Origin of the sequence: Pseudomonas sp. FDAARGOS_761 (assembly GCF_013343155.1) — a bacterium.
Taxonomy (GTDB): domain Bacteria; phylum Pseudomonadota; class Gammaproteobacteria; order Pseudomonadales; family Pseudomonadaceae; genus Pseudomonas; species Pseudomonas aeruginosa.
In genome coordinates this window covers 4,234,785-4,250,706 of the sequence record NZ_CP054572.1, presented here as the reverse complement: position 1 = coordinate 4,250,706, position 15,922 = coordinate 4,234,785, and the positions used below count along the sequence as shown (strand labels likewise).

The following is a 15,922-nucleotide window of genomic DNA, read 5'->3' as shown; positions in this document are numbered from 1 at the left end:
GAAATGGACTTCGACGGATTGGACCGCCAACTGCGCGACAGCCTGGCCGACCTGAAGCTGAGCAACGAGGAACGGGACGAACTACGCCAACTGGGCAGCGAGCTGGCGCCCGACCAGGTGCGTTTCCTGCGCAACCGTGCCTTCGACCTGGTGCGTGAGCTGGTCCTCGTGGAGGAGCAGGGCGAACGGATAGCCGCCCTGAAGTGGCTGGAGCAGGTGGTGCGCACCCTGGAGGTTACCGCGGCGGCGCCGCGCAGCCGCGCCAGCGCCTATTTCAGTCCCGGCGAGGAGTGTCGGCGGAAGATCCGCGAGCTGTGCCGGCAGGCCAGGCAGAGCCTGGACATCTGCGTGTTCACCATCTCCGACGACCAGCTCAGTGCGGAAATCCTGGCCTGCCATCGGCGCGGTGTTCCGGTGCGGATCATCAGCGACGATGACAAGCAGTTCGACGAAGGCAGCGACATCCATGCGCTGCGCGAGGCCGGCGTGCCGCTGCGAATCGACGACAGTCCCTTCCACATGCACCACAAGTTCGCCCTGGTGGATGGCGCCTGGTTGCTCAACGGCAGTTTCAACTGGACCCGCAGCGCCAGCGTCAACAACGAAGAGAACCTGCTGGTAACCGACGACGCCGTGCTGATCGGCGCCTATCGGCGTGAATTCGAGGAACTCTGGGGCCGCTACGCCCCGCGCTGAGCGGCAGCGACGCGAGAAAGGCAGGGCAGGCGGTCGGCCGGCGGACCGCACGCGGGCAGGTTTCAGGTTAGACTTGCGCCCTTTCGCTTCCCACGCCGGTATTCCCATGGCCCTGCAATCCACGCCCTATAAAGCCGATATTTCCCTCACCGACCTGGACCGCGGGGTCTACGAGACGTTGCGCCTGACCGTGGCCCGGCACCCCTCCGAGACCGAGGAGCGCCTGGCCGTGCGCTTGCTGGCCTACGTGCTGTGGTACGGCGAGCAGATCGCCTTCGGGCGTGGCCTGTCGGACGTGGACGAACCGGCGCTCTGGGAAAAGAGCCTGGACGGCCGGGTCCTGCACTGGATCGAAGTCGGCCAGCCGGACGCCGAGCGCATCACCTGGTGCTCGCGTCGCTGCGAGCGCTTCAGCCTGCTCGCCTATGGCAACCTGCGGGTCTGGCAGACCAAGGTGCTGGACAGCGTGCGCAGCCTGAAGAACATCAACGTCGCGGCAGTGCCCCAGGAACCCCTGGAGAGCCTGTCCCGCGACCTGCCGCGTTCGATCAACTGGACCGTGATGATCAGCGAGGGCACCCTGTTCGTCACCGACGAGAACGGCCAGCACGAGTTGCAGCTGGAGTGGCTGCAGGGCGAGCGTTGATCGCCGCCGCCGTTTCCTTCCGTCGAGCCGAACGAGTGACCTGATGCGTATCGAACCCCGCCCCCTGCCCGAAACCCTGCCCGATCTCGGCGACCTTCCGCCATTGCTGGCGCGCCTGTACGCGGCTCGTGGCGTGCGTTGCGCCGAGGAGCTGGACAAGGGCCTGGCGCGGCTGATTCCCTTCCAGCGGCTGAAAGGCATCGAGGAGGGCGTGGCGCTGCTGGTGGAGGCCCTGGAGGGCGGCCAGCGGATTCTCATCGTCGGCGACTTCGACGCCGACGGCGCCACCGCCAGCAGCGTCGGCGTGCTGGCCCTGCGCATGCTCGGCGCGGCCTGGGTCGATTACCTGGTGCCGAACCGCTTCGAGTACGGCTACGGCCTGACCCCGGAGATCGTCGGCGTGGCCCTGGAGAAGCGTCCCGACCTGCTGGTGACGGTGGACAACGGCATCTCCAGCGTGGACGGCGTCCAGGCGGCGAAAGCCGCGGGGCTCAAGGTGCTGGTCACCGACCACCACCTGCCTGGCCCGGAACTGCCGGCGGCGGATGCGATCATCAACCCCAACCAGCCGGGCTGCGAATTCCCCAGCAAGGCCATGGCCGGGGTCGGGGTGATCTTCTATGTGATGCTGGCGTTGCGGGCGCGCCTGCGCGAGCTGGACTGGTTCGCCCGGCGCGGGCTGAAGGAACCGAACCTCGCCGAGCTGCTCGACCTGGTGGCGCTGGGCAGCGTCGCCGATGTGGTGCCGCTCGATGCCAACAACCGCATCCTGGTCCACCAGGGCCTCGCGCGCATCCGCGCCGGCCGCGCCCGGCCGGGCTTGCGCGCGCTGCTGGAGGTGGCCGGGCGGCCTCCGGTACGGATCACCTCCACCGACCTGGGTTTCATCCTCGGTCCGCGCCTGAACGCGGCGGGTCGGCTCGACGACATGTCCCTCGGCATCGAATGCCTGCTCTGCGACGACGAAGCGCTGGCCCGCGACATGGCGGTGCAGCTCGACCAGTTGAACCAGGACCGCAAGGCCATCGAGCAGGGTATGCAGCGCGAGGCGCTGGCGCAGCTCAAGGAGCTGAGCCTGGAGCAACTGCCGTTCGGCTTGTGCCTGTTCGACGCCGACTGGCACCAGGGCGTGATCGGAATCCTCGCCTCGCGCCTGAAGGAGCGTTACCACCGGCCGACCATCGCCTTCGCCGACGCCGGCGACGGCAGCCTGAAAGGCTCGGCACGGTCGATTCCCGGCTTCCACATCCGCGACGCGCTGGACGCGGTAGCCGCCCGTCATCCCGGGCTGATCAGCAAGTTCGGCGGCCACGCGATGGCTGCCGGACTATCGTTGCCGCAGGAAAACTTCGGCGCTTTCTCCGCCGCCTTCGATGCCGAAGTACGCCGCCAACTGGCCGAGGAGGACCTGGCCGGGCGCCTGCTCTCCGATGGCCAGTTGAGCATCCAGGAGTTCCACCTGGAGCTGGCGCGCGCGTTGCGCCAGGCCGGTCCCTGGGGCCAGCACTTTCCCGAGCCGATGTTCCACGGGGTGTTCCAGCTGGTGCAGCAGCGGATCGTCGGCGAGCGTCACCTGAAGCTGGTGCTGAAAAGCGAATGCGGCTCGCTGCAACTGGATGGCATTGCCTTCAACATCGACCGCGAGCAGTGGCCCAACCCTACCGTGCGCTGGGCCGAGCTGGCCTACAAGCTCGACGTCAACGAATTCCGCGGCCAGGAAAGCGTGCAACTGATGATCGTCCACATGGCCCCTCGCTGAGCGCGTCCCGGGGCTGGGGGCAACCTAGCTGCCACCTGCTTTTCTGCTAGCTATTCCAGCGAAAACATACAGATTTCCGGCGAAATCAAGGCTACCTGCCAGTTCTGGCAGGTTTGGCCGCGGGTTCTTTTTGGTACACGAAAGCACCGTCGAAAACGGGACCGAGCCAGGGGAGTGCAGTTCCTTCTACCCGAAGGACTGATACGGCTGTTCCGATCAGCCCACAAGGCGGCGGTAAGCGTCGGCCGAGTACTTCGGCCTGAAAAAACCAGGAGAACTGAACAAGATGAAGAAGGTTTCTACGCTTGACCTGTTGTTCGTTGCGATCATGGGTGTTTCGCCGGCCGCTTTTGCCGCCGACCTGATCGACGTGTCCAAACTCCCCAGCAAGGCTGCCCAGGGCGCGCCCGGCCCGGTCACCTTGCAAGCCGCGGTCGGCGCCGGCGGTGCCGACGAACTGAAAGCGATCCGCAGCACGACCCTGCCCAACGGCAAGCAGGTCACCCGCTACGAGCAATTCCACAACGGCGTACGGGTGGTCGGCGAAGCCATCACCGAAGTCAAGGGTCCCGGCAAGAGCGTGGCGGCGCGGCGCAGCGGCCATTTCGTCGCCAACATCGCCGCCGACCTGCCGGGCAGCACCACCGCGGCGGTATCCGCCGAGCAGGTGCTGGCCCAGGCCAAGAGCCTGAAGGCCCAGGGCCGCAAGACCGAGAATGACAAAGTGGAACTGGTGATCCGCCTGGGCGAGAACAACATCGCCCAACTGGTCTACAACGTCTCCTACCTGATTCCCGGCGAGGGACTGTCGCGGCCGCATTTCGTCATCGACGCCAAGACCGGTGAAGTGCTCGATCAGTGGGAAGGCCTGGCCCACGCCGAGGCGGGCGGCCCCGGTGGCAACCAGAAGATCGGCAAGTACACCTACGGTAGCGACTACGGTCCGCTGATCGTCAACGACCGCTGCGAGATGGACGACGGCAACGTCATCACCGTCGACATGAACGGCAGCACCAACGACAGCAAGACCACGCCGTTCCGCTTCGCCTGCCCGACCAACACCTACAAGCAGGTCAACGGCGCTTATTCGCCACTGAACGACGCGCATTTCTTCGGCGGCGTGGTGTTCAACCTGTACCGGGACTGGTTCGGCACCAGCCCGCTGACCCACAAGCTGTACATGAAGGTGCACTACGGGCGCAGCGTGGAGAACGCCTACTGGGACGGCACGGCGATGCTCTTCGGCGACGGCGCCACCATGTTCTATCCGCTGGTGTCGCTGGACGTGGCGGCCCACGAGGTCAGCCACGGCTTCACCGAGCAGAACTCCGGGCTGATCTACCGCGGGCAATCCGGCGGAATGAACGAGGCGTTCTCCGACATGGCCGGCGAGGCCGCCGAGTTCTACATGCGCGGCAAGAACGACTTCCTGATCGGCTACGACATCAAGAAGGGCAGCGGTGCGTTGCGCTACATGGACCAGCCCAGCCGCGACGGGCGATCCATCGACAACGCCTCGCAGTACTACAACGGTATCGACGTGCACCACTCCAGCGGCGTGTACAACCGTGCGTTCTACCTGCTGGCCAACTCGCCGGGCTGGGATACCCGCAAGGCCTTCGAGGTGTTCGTCGACGCCAACCGCTACTACTGGACCGCCACCAGCAACTACAACAGCGGTGCCTGTGGAGTGATTAGCTCGGCGCAGAACCGCAACTACTCGGCGGCTGACGTCACCCGGGCGTTCAGCACCGTCGGCGTGACCTGCCCGAGCGCGTTGTAAGCTCGGTGGCCCCGGCCAGCACTCCAGGAAGGAATGCCGGCCGGGGCCGCTCAAGCCGTTTTCCGCCAGGAGGACGGCTGCTTTATGTCGCTTGGGCCGCTGGCCTCCGCGAACCCGGTCTAAAGTTCAGGTGTGAGCATTTATTCCAAGACCGACCGGGAGTCCTGTCATGAGTCTGCTGTTCGAGCCTCTTAGCCTGCGTCAAATCACCTTGCCCAACCGCATCGCCGTATCGCCCATGTGCCAGTATTCGGCGCAGGAGGGCCTGGCCAACGACTGGCATCTCGTGCACCTGGGCAGTCGCGCGGTGGGCGGCGCCGGCCTGGTGATCGTCGAAGCCACCGCGGTGTTGCCCGAGGGGCGCATCACCGCCGACGACCTCGGCATCTGGAGCGACGCGCATGTCGAGCCATTGCATCGCATCACCCGTTTCATCGAGTCCCAGGGCGCGGTCGCCGGGGTCCAGCTGGCCCACGCCGGGCGCAAGGCGAGTACCTGGCGGCCGTGGCTGGGCAAGCACGGCAGCGTGCCGATAGGCGAGGGCGGCTGGATACCGGTGGCGCCGTCGGCGATCCCGTTCGATCCCCAGCACACGACCCCCGAGGCCCTGAGCGAGGCGCAGATCGAGGCGCTGGTGCAGGCCTTCGTACGCGCCGCCGAGCGCTCCCTGGCTGCCGGCTTCAAGATCGCCGAGGTGCATGCGGCCCACGGTTACCTGTTGCATCAGTTCCTCTCGCCGCTGTCGAACCAGCGTCGCGACCAGTACGGCGGCTGCTTCGAGAACCGCATCCGCCTGCTTCTGCAGGTCACCGCCGCGGTGCGCAAGGCCTGGCCGGAAGAGTTGCCGCTATTCGTGCGGCTGTCCGCCACCGACTGGGTGGAGGATGGCTGGAACCCCGACGAGACCGTGGAGCTGGCCCGGCGCCTGAAGGACCTGGGCGTGGACCTGATCGACGTGTCTTCCGGCGGTACCGCGGCGAATGCGGAAATCCCGGTAGGGCCGGGCTACCAGACCGAGTTCGCCGAACGGGTGAAGAAGGAGGCCGGCATCGCCAGCGGCACGGTGGGCATGATCACCGAGCCGGTGCAGGCCGAGCATATCCTGCGCACCGGTCAGGCCGACCTGATCCTGCTTGCCCGTGAACTGCTGCGCGATCCGTACTGGCCGTTGCACGCCGCCGACGAACTGCGCAACGAGCAGATGCCCTGGCCGCCGCAATACCTGCGAGCCGCTCATCGCAGCACGCCGCCGCGCAAATCCCTGGAAATGCAGTGAGCCGTCGGGGCCGTCGGCGCGGCGAGGCGCCGGCGGCCCACCTGATGGAAACCTTTGCCGCCCTTGGCGGTCTGCCTGGCATCAGGAAATCATCCTGAGCGTTTCGCGGGAGATATTGCGTAATGGCAATATGATGCTATTCTCCCGCGACGTTCGCTCCGGACCGCACTTCGAGAAAGGATGCTCGCATGCACGCTACCGCCGGTTCTCCCCACGCCTCCCTGCCTGACAGCGATGTCGCCCTGCTGGCCAATATCCTGGTCCTGGCGACACGCAACATGAACAACATGACCACCATGCTGGCGCACCTTTCGGTGGAACTCAGCCAGAGCGAAGAGCCACGCCTGCAACGGGTCGGTCATCGGGTCCTGAACGAACTCTCGGAGCTGGGGGCCGCCCTGGAGACCCAGTGGGACCTGATCGGCGCGCTGTCGCGTTTCTCGCCCCTGCTCGATCGCACCCTGCCGCGCCAGGAACCCCTGGTCACCGAGATCCACCTCACCGATCTGCCGGGCCAGGCGCTGCCGCCCTCCGCCTGAACGGCGCGTCGCTCAGTCCTGCGCGGGGCGCTGCGACAGGTGTTCCAGGTAGCAGGCGATGATGTCCACCGACAGCTTGAGGCGGGTTTCCAGCAGTGCCATGGTCGGCTGGAAGTCGGCCACGCTGAGGGCCTTGAGGAACAGGTCGGCCTTGAGCATCTCGAGAAACTGGCAGGCCACCGCGTAGAGCGTTTCCTCGTCCATGTGGGGGGCGACCGCTGCCAGTCGCTCGCTGAGCAGCAGGTAGCTCTGCTGCGGCCCCTGCTCGTAGAAGGACTTGCCGATCGCCGGAAACCGCGGAGATTCCGCCACCACCAGGCGATAGAGGCTCTGGCAGCGGGGATCCAGCAGGCTGGTGAGGAAGCGCCGGCCGAAATGCTCGAGGGTGGCGCTCAGCGTGGCGGCGGGGCGCGGCTGATCGGCGCTGTCGTCGAAGATTTCCTCGATCATGTGGGCGATCACCGCGGCAAACAGGCCTTCCTTGCCGCCGAAGGAGCTGTACAGGGTTCCCCGTGAACCACCGGCCCGTTCAATCACCATGTCCAGGGTGGTGCCTTCGAAACCGTGTTCGAGAAAGGCCTGGGTGGCGGCGTCGAGCATGGCGCGGCGGCGTTGCCTGCCGCGTTCGGTCAGACGGGGGGACGCATCGTTCATGGGCGGTATCGGGCCTCGCGGGGTGCGGTCGGAAGGTGCGCATGGTGGGCCGTCGGGACGGTCCGTTCAAGCCTCCAGGCGGTTTGCTGAGAGCGTTTCTCGTTAGGGTTGACGCTGGTCATTTAAGAACTGTATCGTACAGTACTGTTTTGGCAAGCACTTCCGCTTATTCCTCCGCCTTGCCTCCCCGCAGGAGTCCCCCCCATGAATGCCCCCGCTAAGAGCCTGTTGGATATCGATGCCTTTCCCCTGGTCCAGGTCCGCGAGATGCCCCGCGAGCTGGCCGATGTCGAGCGCTGGTTGGAGGAGGTCGAAGCGCTGCTGGCCGTCGAGTGCGATTTCGCCCTGGTCTATCCGCCACTCCCGCAGGAAGAAGCTGAAGGCGACCAGCAAGCGCGCAAGCGCCTGGTGTTGTGGCTCAAGGAAAATCGCCAGCGCTTCGCCGAGCATTGCCGGGGCATCCTGCTCAGTGCCAACGGCCAGCCGGACAACCTCGCCGACCTGCAGCAGCTGGCGCCGGTGCTGCAGGCCGTCTACGGCCCGCCGGTGAGCGTGGCGCCGGACCTGGCGTCCGCCCGCGGCATGGCGAAGGCGCTGCTGAGCGGGCCGGCGACGGGGATGAACTGGTGACGCCGCCATGTCCCTGAACACTCCGCGCAACAAACCGTCCCGCACCGAGACCGAAGCTGTCGCTGCCACCTCGGGACGATCCGCCGTCGGTCGGCGGGATTGCACCGAGCAGCTGCGCCGGGCGGCCCGGCGCAATGCCTGGGACCTCTACGGCGAGCACTTCTACTGAGTGGGCGTGCCGGATTGCCATTGGTGCGGGCGATGGAACACATCGTTTGATTCCTGGGCTCTTTACCTCAAGTTAACTTGAGCTATCAGAATCCGCGCAGAGCGTCTGGCGACTTTGCCGGGCGCCACTCCATGCCCGGAGGCAACGATGGATAGCCCGTCCACTCCCGCTCGTCCGCACCCCCAGGCCAGCCCGCGATGGCTGGCAGTTGCCAATGTGATCTTCGCCGGCATCGCCGCCGCCCTGCATGTCGGCAAGGCGACCATCGCCCTGCCGTCGCTGCAACGGAGCTTCGGCGGCGACCTCGCCGCGCTGAGCTGGATCATGTCCGCCTTTCCGTTCGTCGGCGTATTCGGCGGCATCGCCGCTGGCCTCCTGGTGCGTCGCTGGGGAGATCGCCGGCTGCTGACCGGCGGACTGGCGATTCTCGGCGGAGCGAGCCTGCTCGGTGCGTCGATGCAGGACTTCGCCTGGTTGCTCGCCACTCGCTTCGTCGAGGGGCTCGGTTTCCTCATCGTGGTGGTGGCGGCGCCCGCCGTGTTGCACAGGATCACCAGCGAGACGCGGCGCAGCGTGGTGTTCGGTCTGTGGAGCACCTTCATGGCAGGCGGAATCGCCCTCTCGATGCTGTTCGGGCCGCTGCTCGCGGACTGGCGCGCCGACTGGCAACTGAGCGCACTGCTGGTACTGGTCGCGGCGCTGCTGCTGCCGCTCAGCGTCCCTGCCGACGATGGGCGCAGGGCGGCAGGCGTGAGGCCGGCCGGTCTTGGCACGTTGCTCAAGGTTCCGGCGATCACCCTGCTGGCGCTCGGCTTCACCACCTACAACCTGCAGTTCTTCGCCCTGATGACGTTCCTCCCCGTGTTCCTCATGCAGCGCCTGGGTGTCGCCCTGGAGACTGCGGGACTCATCGGCGCGGCCATCGTCGCGGCGAACGCCCTGGGCAATGTCGCGGCGGGCTTCATCCTTTCCCGCGGCATACGTCCCGGCGCCTTGCTGGCGACCACCGCGATCCTGATGGGAGTCACCGGTGCGGCGTTCTTCCATGCCGCGACGCCGGGGCTCCTGGCGATTGCGCTGGGGTTCGTCTTCTCGGCGGTCGCCGGCATGCTTCCCACCACCGTGCTGGCGACCGCGCCGCTGGCCTCGCCCACGCCTTCGCTGACGCCACTGGCCATCGGCTGGGTAATGCAGGGCAACTACCTGGGGCAGGTGATCGGCCCCTTGCTGATCGGCCTGATCGTCAGCCGTTTCGACTGGTCGGGCGCGATCGGCCTGATGCTGGTCGCGGGCGCGGCGGGGGCCGTCCTGGGGTTCTGCCTGCTGCGTGCGCTGGACGGCCTGCCTCGCGCCATTGCCACGGGTTCCGCGGCTCGCCCCGCGGATTAGAAGAGAAACCGGCTTCGTGCAGGGCGGATAGTCGAGCGACTATTCGTCCTGCGCATGGCGGCCAGAGGCCGCCGCCGTCCCTCGGCTCAGTCGTCGCGGGTGAGCACTTCCAGCAGTTCGATCTCGAACAGCAGGTTGGAGTGGGGCTTGATGTGCGCGCCGACCTGCCGTTCGCCGTAGGCCAGGTGGGAAGGGACGAACAGCCGTCGCTTGCCGCCGACCTTCATGCCCATCAGGCCCTGGTCCCAACCCTTGATCACTCGTCCGGTGCCGATCACGCACTGGAATGGCCGGCCGCGCTCGTAGGAGGAGTCGAACAGCGTGCCGTCTTCCAGGGTGCCCTTGTACTGGGTGGTGATCAGCGCACCCTTCACCACCTCCTTGCCGTCGCCCAGGAGGAGGTCTTCGATTTGCAGTCGGTCGTTCATGGGGCGGTACCTGCGCGGTTTGCGGAAAGCCGCGATTCTGCCAGCAAGCGCGCCGCCTGTCGCCGAGCCGGCGGACCAGGGCATTGCCAGGCGGTCCGCGGCACGGGCATCATGCCCGCGCCTTTCCGCCGGGAAGGCTACCGCGTTCCGCGATGTCGCGCGCATCGCGGCTGGACACATATCTCAGGGATCATACGAGAACATATCCGCATGCAAAGACTGTCGCGTATCGGCCGCAACACCCTCGCCGTCTCCGTTTCCACCTTGCTCCTCAGCGCCTGCAACCAGGGCGACGATGCGCCGAAGCCTGCGGCGGTCGCGCCGCAACCGGCCGCACCGAGCATGGCTGCACTGAGCATCCCGCTATGCCTCAACGGCCAGTGCGCGGTGATCGACCAGGACGCCAAGCTGCTCGTGCCGTTCGACAACGACTACGACAATATCGTCGCCAGCGCCTACCAGGGCACCCTGATGGCGGCGCGCGAGGAGCGCTGGAACCTGATCCAGGCGAAGGACGGCAAGGTGTTGCGCGACGATATCGGCGAAGCCCTGTCGCTGCTCACCCCCGACCTCTATGGCTTCGTCCGCGATGGCAAGTACGGCGTGGTCGACGGCCAGGGCAAGGAAGTCCAGGCGCCGCGTTTCGACGACATCTACCCCAACAGTGCCAACGAATTCATCATCTACGAGATCGATGGCAAGCGCGGCATCCTCGATGCCAAGGGCAAGCAGCTCACCGAGGCGCTCTACGACACCACCCTGGTCAACGGCAGCGTCGCCGAACACGGCGGCTTGATCAGCGCCGAGCGTGGCGAGGAGAAGTGGATCATCAACCTCGCCACCGGCGAACAGAAGGCCGTGGCCTACGAGAGCCTGGGCGACCTCCACGACGGCGTGATGAGCGCCAGCGTCATCGGCAAGGGCTCCCAACTGGTGGATGCCAAGGGCGACGCGGTCGGTGACGGCAAGAGCTACGATTACCTGGGCACCCCGGCCAACGGCCTGGTGGCGTTCCGCGAGAAGTACGACAGCCCCTGTGGCTACCTCGACTACCAGGGCAAGGTGGCGATCGCCGCCCAGTTCGCCGGTTGCGGCGCCTTCGGCAAGCAGGGCGGGCTGGCTCAGCAGCGCATGGAAGATGGCTCGTCGGGCAAGTACGGCCTGATCGATCGCAGCGGCGCCTGGAAGGTGCAGCCGCAGTACGATTCGGCCGACAGCGCCGGCCTCACCGCGCTTGGCTACACCGTCGACGTGCCCGGGCTGGCTGCCGTCGGCGTGAGCACCGGCCTGTTCAGCGCCGACTTCGGCATCTTCAACCTCGACGAAGGCAGCGAGTGGGTGAAGCCGGGTTATGCGCAGATCGGCGCGCTGGGCAACGACCTGTTCGTCGTGGCGAAGAAGGGCGGGCCGCAGAAGACCGTCAGCTTCATGGGTTCGGAAAGCCAGGTGCCGGTGGTGGGCCTGATGGACCGCAGCGGCAAGATGCTGCTGGAGCCGGGCGAACTGATCAGCATCCAGTCTGCGTATGACGGTCGTTTCCTGGAAGGTCTTGACGGTATGGACAACGCTGCCCGCACCGTGTTGCTCGATCGCCAGGGACGCACGCTGGTTCCGGCGCTCTGGCAGAAGCTGGAGGTGAATCCGCAGCAGGGCTACATCCTGGGCTACGAAGTCAGCGGTACTGGCGACGAGGCGACGGAAACCCTGCGCGCACTGTACGACCTGAACGGCAAGCCGCGCTTCACCGTGGCCACCACCGATTGCGGCGCCGAACAGTTGCTCGACGGCAATGGCAAGGCGATCTGGCCGCAGGACCCGACGCCGTATTGCCAGTCGGACGAGGAGCAGGGCGACGAAGGCGAGCCGGAGCAGGAGCCGGCGCCCGCCGAAGAGAGCGAAGAAACCAGCGAGAGCTGAGTTCCCTGCGCGCGTCCGCCCCTTGCGGCGGGCGCGCGGTTCCGCTGTTTCGCCGTGGCTGGTGGCCACGGCCTTCCCTCACTGGCGATGCCAGAAGTCCGAATACTCCTCGAACGGGTAGCGCTCGCCGTCGTAGCGCAGCGTGCGCTTCACCGTGCGCAAGGGTTTGCCGTTCTCCGTTTCGCCGTCGCTGACCCGCGAGGTGACGACCAGGTCGGCAAAGCCGTTGGAGCGTCCACGGCCGAGTTCCAGGGTCAGGTGCGAGACTTCCTGTTCGAACCCGGGCTCGGCGGAGCAGACCGAGCCTTTCAGCGTCCTCCACTGGTCCAGGTAAGTGTTGAGCACCGGCCGCAGCTTGCCGTCGCCGGCCGGCACCACCAGGGTCAGCAGGTTGTCGAAGCCGGCTTCCGGACAACTGGCGCCACGCGCCACGCTATGGAACACCACGCCGAAGGCGCGCACCGTCGGGCTCAGGCGGTAGCGCGCGGTGTCCAGCCAGAGGCTGTCGCTGCCGACGGCGACGGATGCGTCTTCTTCGAAGTCGCTGTCGTAGCGTTCGAGCAGCCTGCCGCTGCGGCTGTCGGCCTTGGCCAATAGCAGATGCGGGTGGCGTTCGCCTTCCACGGCGGTGTCGCCCGGATCCAGGTAGGCCATGGCGATCACCGTCTGCGCGGGGTCGTCCGGCCAGGGCTTGCAGGCCACGGCGAGGAACGGACCGGAAGATTCGTACGAAGGGGCTATCCAGCCATCGTGGCCGACCTGCCTGGCTACGGCGTCAAGCAGTCGCGACGCGCAGGGCTGCGGTTCGCGGGCTTCGGCCTGGCTGGCGAGTCCCAGCAGCAGGAGGCAGAGTCGGGCGGAGAGGCGGCGGTTACGGTCCATGTGAAAAGAGTCCTTTGGCGGAGGCGGGCACGGATGACGCCCGGCGCTGCGGGACATTCTAGCTGCTGCGCGGACCTTGCGAAGCGGGCTGGCGGGGCGGACATATCGCGGCCGCGCTGCTCAGGCCAGGCCGTTTTCCCGGATGTAGATAAAGAGTCCGGCATTGCTGTCCAGGCCAAGCTTGCGCATGGCGCTGCTCTTTTGCGCGCTGATGGTCTGCTTGCTGCGGCACAGTCGGATGGCGATTTCCCCGACCGCCAGGCCGCTGCCGTACAGGCGCAGCACTTCCACTTCGCGCGGGGTGAGTTGTTCGAGGCTGGCCAGCGGCTTGCCGTGTTCGGCTTCGCCCACTTCCAGCAGGTGTGCGATGGAGCTCGAGATGAATGGTCGACGGCCGGTGTGGCGGATCGCCTTGGGCAGATCGTCGAGCATGCCGCGTTTGCTCACCAGGCCGTGAATGCCCAGCTTGAGCAGGGATGAAACGAGTGCCGGGTTGCCGAGCATGGTGACGACGATGATCGGCAGGTCCGGATAGCGCCGCCGGACCTTCTGCACCAGGCGCAAGCCGTCGGCCTGCCGGCTGCCGGGCATCATCAGGTCGGTGATCAGCAGGTCGCAGGGGTGCGCTTCGAGCTGCGCCAGCAAGCCGTCGGCGTCCTGGGCCTGGGCGACGATCCGCAGGTCGTCGTACGCACTCAGCAGATAGCGCATGCCGATCAGGGTGAGGGCGTGGTCGTCGACGAGGATGACGCGTGTTTTCATGAAATCGAACCCGGTCGAGGTGGAGGTTTCCGCGGCGGCTACCGGCAACGCCGGCAGGCGGATAATCCGCCAGGAGGCAGCTCCGGACGGGCTCGAATTCTAGCGATGGTGTCTGTCGGTTTAATCAGGACTTTTCTGAATGCTAGTAGGAAATTTCCTATGTGTTTTCCCTAGGTTATTTCGAGGGGAGGCCGAGAAACATAGGGTCGTTGAACGGCTTTCGTGGAGTAGGGGTTGAAATCGCTGTCAGTACATTTCTGTCAGTCTGGCTGGACATCGGAAGGGCGCGACGGCAGCGCGGGTCCCGCTGCCGTCGCCGTCCTTCAACCCAGTTCGCGGACTGCCCGCACCGCCTGGTCGATGGCGGCATGGGCGTAGGCATCCCAGGCCGCATCCGAGTTGGCGATGGTGACATTGCCGACCTTGCTTCGCGCCAGTTCCATCAGCGCTTCGCTTTCCGCCTCGTCGTCGTAGAGGGTATTCATGAAGTAGGAGTAGCCGTGCGACCAGCGGTTCACGGTGATGCCGGTGATGTCGCGACGGTGGTCGAAGCCGGCCGGGCCGAGCATGGCCTGGAGCTGGTCGCGGATGTCCTTTTCCAGTTGCTCGAAGCTCATCGCGTAGAGCTTGCTGCGGCCTACGCGAGCCTGGGTGCGGGCGTCCATGCCGGCGTTCGGGGTGGTCGGCACGTAGACCATGTGCACGCCGATCGGCTGCCGCGGGTCGCGTGGATGCCGGTAGCTGCCGAGGTCGACCGGGAAGTCCAGCTTGATCCGCGAGTAGGGCAGGGTCGGCGCGTAGATCTCGTGGATGCCGAGGGTCTTCCAGGCCTGCCAGTTGCGCAGCAATACCTTGGTGTACACCAGCGGGAACTTGACGTTCTGGCTCAGCGCGTGGGCCTGCTCCTCGGAGAGGTCGCGCAGCAGGTACGGCACCATCATGTTGTAGCAGGCCATCACGCAGTGCTTGCCGCGTACCCGGTGCAGGCGGCCGGCGCGGCTGTAGCCGACATCGACGCCGCCGGCGCGGTTGCGCACGCTGACGGCGGTGCTGTTCAGGCGCAGGCGCACCGGGTGCCCGGCGAGGTCCAGCTTCGAGTAGTCGAAGCGGGCCATGACGATGTCCTCCATGCCTCGGCCCGGCGCCACCGCGGGGATCAGGTCGCGCACCATGAGCCGAGCCAGCGAGGCGTTGCCGTCGGGGAAATGGTAGATGTACGGCTCGTCCATTTCCGCCTGGGCCTCCTCGCTGGGTTGCGGCAGGCCGAGGGCGTCGAAGCCGGGGAAGCCGGCGGCGTATGCGTCGGCCGCCGGCAGGGCGTCGGCGCCGAGGGCAGAGAAGTCGTTGCTGCGGCCCTGGAAGTACTTCACCGAGGTTTCCGAGAGCCCGACGTTCTTGAGCAGGTAGTCGCGGTAGCTGGTCTTCGCCAGGTAGGTTTCCTTTTCTTCCACGCTCTTGCCGGCAAGATAGTCGCGAGGTGATTCGTACAGCGCGATGAGCGCCTCCCGGTCTTCGCGGCTCAGCGGGAAGTCGCCGATGAAGGCGCGCCAGGAGCGGGCATTGAGACGATCGCGGGGGACCTCGTCGGCAACCATCGGCGTCGGGTCGCCGCTGACCAGCTTGTCCACGCCGAAGCTGGCCTTGTCGAAGAACACCGCGCGGGACAGGCCCAGGCCGGGGTAGAAGTCGGTGTCGAAGGCTGTCTCGAAGCGCTTGAGCTCGACGCCCAGGCGTTTCAGCAGGTGTTTGGCGTCTTCGCTGTAGAGGGCGTTCGGCGATTGCAGCGACTCGCTGCCGCCGTAGCCGAGGATGGTGCGCCCGCCGGCCTGGAATTCGTTGCGCTTGGCATGGCCGCCGAAGTCGTCGTGGTTCTCGATGACGAGGATGCGCGCCGCGGGGTGCCGTTCGCGATAGAACCAGGCGGCGGCGAGGCCGCTGATGCCGCCGCCGACCACCACCAGGTCGTATTCCTCTTCGATCGGCAGGTGGTCGACATCGAAGGTCTTCTTCTCCCAGCCCATCTGGTGTGCGACTTCGAAGGCGCCCGGATGGCTACCGCGCAGGCCGGTGAGCGCGGGCGGATAGTAGCGGCCGCCGGGGGCGGCGCGGAGGATCTCGGCGGGGGTCAGGCCTGCGGCGATGGTCAGGGCTACGCCGTTCAGGAAGTCGCGGCGGGAGATGGTCATGGGAAGTCCTTTGCGAGGCAGTGGGTGGCTCGGGGGAGCCATGTTCACAGTTTGCTGTTGCGAATGCGCGCGGAGCGGCTGGCGTTGGACGCCGACCCGCAGTCGCGGGCGGGCGCGGAGTTTAGAGGGCCATGCCGGCGCGTCGAAGGGCTTTCTGCTGGCACTAGGCCTCTATCTGGAAAAATGTGACATGCGTCGCGCTTTGC

15 protein-coding genes are annotated in these 15,922 nt (G+C 66.4%); 10 read left to right on the top strand and 5 right to left on the bottom strand.

What is annotated here, in order from left to right:
- Positions 1–3: 3 nt before the first annotated feature.
- The 6 genes from FOC67_RS19765 to FOC67_RS19740 all read left to right on the top strand — a co-directional run bounded on the left by FOC67_RS19765 (position 4) and on the right by FOC67_RS19740 (position 6,699).
- The gene (locus tag FOC67_RS19765) at positions 4–696 is read left to right on the top strand and encodes a phospholipase D-like domain-containing protein (RefSeq protein ID WP_003092598.1); all 693 of its coding nucleotides are present in this window, start codon (positions 4–6) and stop codon (positions 694–696) included.
- 106 nt (positions 697–802) lie between these two features.
- Positions 803–1,342 (top strand): YaeQ family protein, encoded by a 540-nt coding sequence (locus FOC67_RS19760; RefSeq protein WP_003092594.1) that lies wholly within the window; start codon positions 803–805, stop codon positions 1,340–1,342.
- A 43-nt stretch (positions 1,343–1,385) separates the two neighbouring features.
- Complete coding sequence (gene recJ / locus FOC67_RS19755) at positions 1,386–3,101, top strand: single-stranded-DNA-specific exonuclease RecJ (protein ID WP_009313508.1); 1,716 nt, start codon at positions 1,386–1,388, stop codon at positions 3,099–3,101.
- Positions 3,102–3,387: 286 nt separating this feature from the next.
- Entirely contained in the window at positions 3,388–4,884 is a 1,497-nt protein-coding gene (lasB, locus tag FOC67_RS19750) for a M4 family elastase LasB (protein WP_003092588.1), read from the top strand.
- A 169-nt stretch (positions 4,885–5,053) separates the two neighbouring features.
- On the top strand, positions 5,054–6,160 hold the full coding sequence (locus FOC67_RS19745; protein WP_009313509.1) for an NADH:flavin oxidoreductase/NADH oxidase: 1,107 nt from the start codon (positions 5,054–5,056) through the stop codon (positions 6,158–6,160).
- A 188-nt stretch (positions 6,161–6,348) separates the two neighbouring features.
- A complete protein-coding gene (locus FOC67_RS19740; protein ID WP_003137947.1) occupies positions 6,349–6,699 on the top strand; it encodes a hypothetical protein in 351 nt (116 codons plus the stop codon).
- A 12-nt stretch (positions 6,700–6,711) separates the two neighbouring features.
- On the opposite strand, the gene nalC is transcribed toward FOC67_RS19740, so the two are convergent.
- Positions 6,712–7,353 carry an efflux system transcriptional repressor NalC gene (nalC, locus tag FOC67_RS19735; protein ID WP_009313510.1) on the bottom strand — a complete coding sequence of 214 codons (642 nt, stop codon included), beginning with the start codon at positions 7,351–7,353 and terminating at the stop codon, positions 6,712–6,714.
- A gap of 204 nt (positions 7,354–7,557) precedes the next feature.
- Between nalC and FOC67_RS19730 the strand changes: the two genes are divergently transcribed.
- From FOC67_RS19730 to FOC67_RS19720, 3 genes are all read left to right on the top strand, one after another.
- Positions 7,558–7,983: a hypothetical protein gene (locus FOC67_RS19730; protein WP_003092574.1), complete on the top strand. Its 426-nt coding sequence runs from the start codon at positions 7,558–7,560 to the stop codon at positions 7,981–7,983.
- 7 nt (positions 7,984–7,990) lie between these two features.
- Positions 7,991–8,152 carry a MexR antirepressor ArmR gene (gene armR / locus FOC67_RS19725; protein ID WP_019485705.1) on the top strand — a complete coding sequence of 54 codons (162 nt, stop codon included), beginning with the start codon at positions 7,991–7,993 and terminating at the stop codon, positions 8,150–8,152.
- Positions 8,153–8,299: 147 nt separating this feature from the next.
- Complete coding sequence (locus tag FOC67_RS19720; RefSeq protein ID WP_003137952.1) at positions 8,300–9,541, top strand: CynX/NimT family MFS transporter; 1,242 nt, start codon at positions 8,300–8,302, stop codon at positions 9,539–9,541.
- An 86-nt stretch (positions 9,542–9,627) separates the two neighbouring features.
- Here the strand turns inward: FOC67_RS19720 and FOC67_RS19715 are convergent, their stop codons facing one another.
- Positions 9,628–9,969, bottom strand: a complete 342-nt coding sequence (locus tag FOC67_RS19715; protein ID WP_003092567.1) for an FKBP-type peptidyl-prolyl cis-trans isomerase — start codon at positions 9,967–9,969, stop codon at positions 9,628–9,630.
- A gap of 210 nt (positions 9,970–10,179) precedes the next feature.
- On the opposite strand from FOC67_RS19715, the gene FOC67_RS19710 reads away from it, so the two are divergent.
- On the top strand, positions 10,180–11,886 hold the full coding sequence (locus FOC67_RS19710; RefSeq protein ID WP_009313511.1) for a WG repeat-containing protein: 1,707 nt from the start codon (positions 10,180–10,182) through the stop codon (positions 11,884–11,886).
- 78 nt (positions 11,887–11,964) lie between these two features.
- Here the strand turns inward: FOC67_RS19710 and FOC67_RS19705 are convergent, their stop codons facing one another.
- The 3 genes from FOC67_RS19705 to FOC67_RS19695 all read right to left on the bottom strand — a co-directional run bounded on the left by FOC67_RS19705 (position 11,965) and on the right by FOC67_RS19695 (position 15,716).
- A complete protein-coding gene (locus FOC67_RS19705; protein WP_003137956.1) occupies positions 11,965–12,768 on the bottom strand; it encodes a hypothetical protein in 804 nt (267 codons plus the stop codon).
- Positions 12,769–12,888: 120 nt separating this feature from the next.
- The gene (locus FOC67_RS19700; RefSeq protein ID WP_009313512.1) at positions 12,889–13,530 is read right to left on the bottom strand and encodes a response regulator transcription factor; all 642 of its coding nucleotides are present in this window, start codon (positions 13,528–13,530) and stop codon (positions 12,889–12,891) included.
- A 323-nt stretch (positions 13,531–13,853) separates the two neighbouring features.
- Positions 13,854–15,716: an NAD(P)/FAD-dependent oxidoreductase gene (locus tag FOC67_RS19695; protein WP_003137959.1), complete on the bottom strand. Its 1,863-nt coding sequence runs from the start codon at positions 15,714–15,716 to the stop codon at positions 13,854–13,856.
- Between the last annotated feature and the right edge of the window lie 206 nt (positions 15,717–15,922).

What these genes read in the sequence shown, in the direction of transcription:
- FOC67_RS19730 (WP_003092574.1), top strand. Translation starts at nt 7,558, where the DNA reads ATGAATGCCCCCGCTAAGAGCCTGTTGGATATCGATGCCTTTCCCCTG.
- FOC67_RS19765 (WP_003092598.1), top strand. Translation starts at nt 4, where the DNA reads ATGGACTTCGACGGATTGGACCGCCAACTGCGCGACAGCCTGGCCGAC.
- nalC (WP_009313510.1), bottom strand. Translation starts at nt 7,353, where the DNA reads ATGAACGATGCGTCCCCCCGTCTGACCGAACGCGGCAGGCAACGCCGC.
- FOC67_RS19745 (WP_009313509.1), top strand. Translation starts at nt 5,054, where the DNA reads ATGAGTCTGCTGTTCGAGCCTCTTAGCCTGCGTCAAATCACCTTGCCC.
- FOC67_RS19715 (WP_003092567.1), bottom strand. Translation starts at nt 9,969, where the DNA reads ATGAACGACCGACTGCAAATCGAAGACCTCCTCCTGGGCGACGGCAAG.
- FOC67_RS19705 (WP_003137956.1), bottom strand. Translation starts at nt 12,768, where the DNA reads ATGGACCGTAACCGCCGCCTCTCCGCCCGACTCTGCCTCCTGCTGCTG.
- FOC67_RS19760 (WP_003092594.1), top strand. Translation starts at nt 803, where the DNA reads ATGGCCCTGCAATCCACGCCCTATAAAGCCGATATTTCCCTCACCGAC.
- armR (WP_019485705.1), top strand. Translation starts at nt 7,991, where the DNA reads ATGTCCCTGAACACTCCGCGCAACAAACCGTCCCGCACCGAGACCGAA.
- FOC67_RS19720 (WP_003137952.1), top strand. Translation starts at nt 8,300, where the DNA reads ATGGATAGCCCGTCCACTCCCGCTCGTCCGCACCCCCAGGCCAGCCCG.
- FOC67_RS19740 (WP_003137947.1), top strand. Translation starts at nt 6,349, where the DNA reads ATGCACGCTACCGCCGGTTCTCCCCACGCCTCCCTGCCTGACAGCGAT.
- recJ (WP_009313508.1), top strand. Translation starts at nt 1,386, where the DNA reads ATGCGTATCGAACCCCGCCCCCTGCCCGAAACCCTGCCCGATCTCGGC.
- lasB (WP_003092588.1), top strand. Translation starts at nt 3,388, where the DNA reads ATGAAGAAGGTTTCTACGCTTGACCTGTTGTTCGTTGCGATCATGGGT.
- FOC67_RS19695 (WP_003137959.1), bottom strand. Translation starts at nt 15,716, where the DNA reads ATGACCATCTCCCGCCGCGACTTCCTGAACGGCGTAGCCCTGACCATC.
- FOC67_RS19700 (WP_009313512.1), bottom strand. Translation starts at nt 13,530, where the DNA reads ATGAAAACACGCGTCATCCTCGTCGACGACCACGCCCTCACCCTGATC.
- FOC67_RS19710 (WP_009313511.1), top strand. Translation starts at nt 10,180, where the DNA reads ATGCAAAGACTGTCGCGTATCGGCCGCAACACCCTCGCCGTCTCCGTT.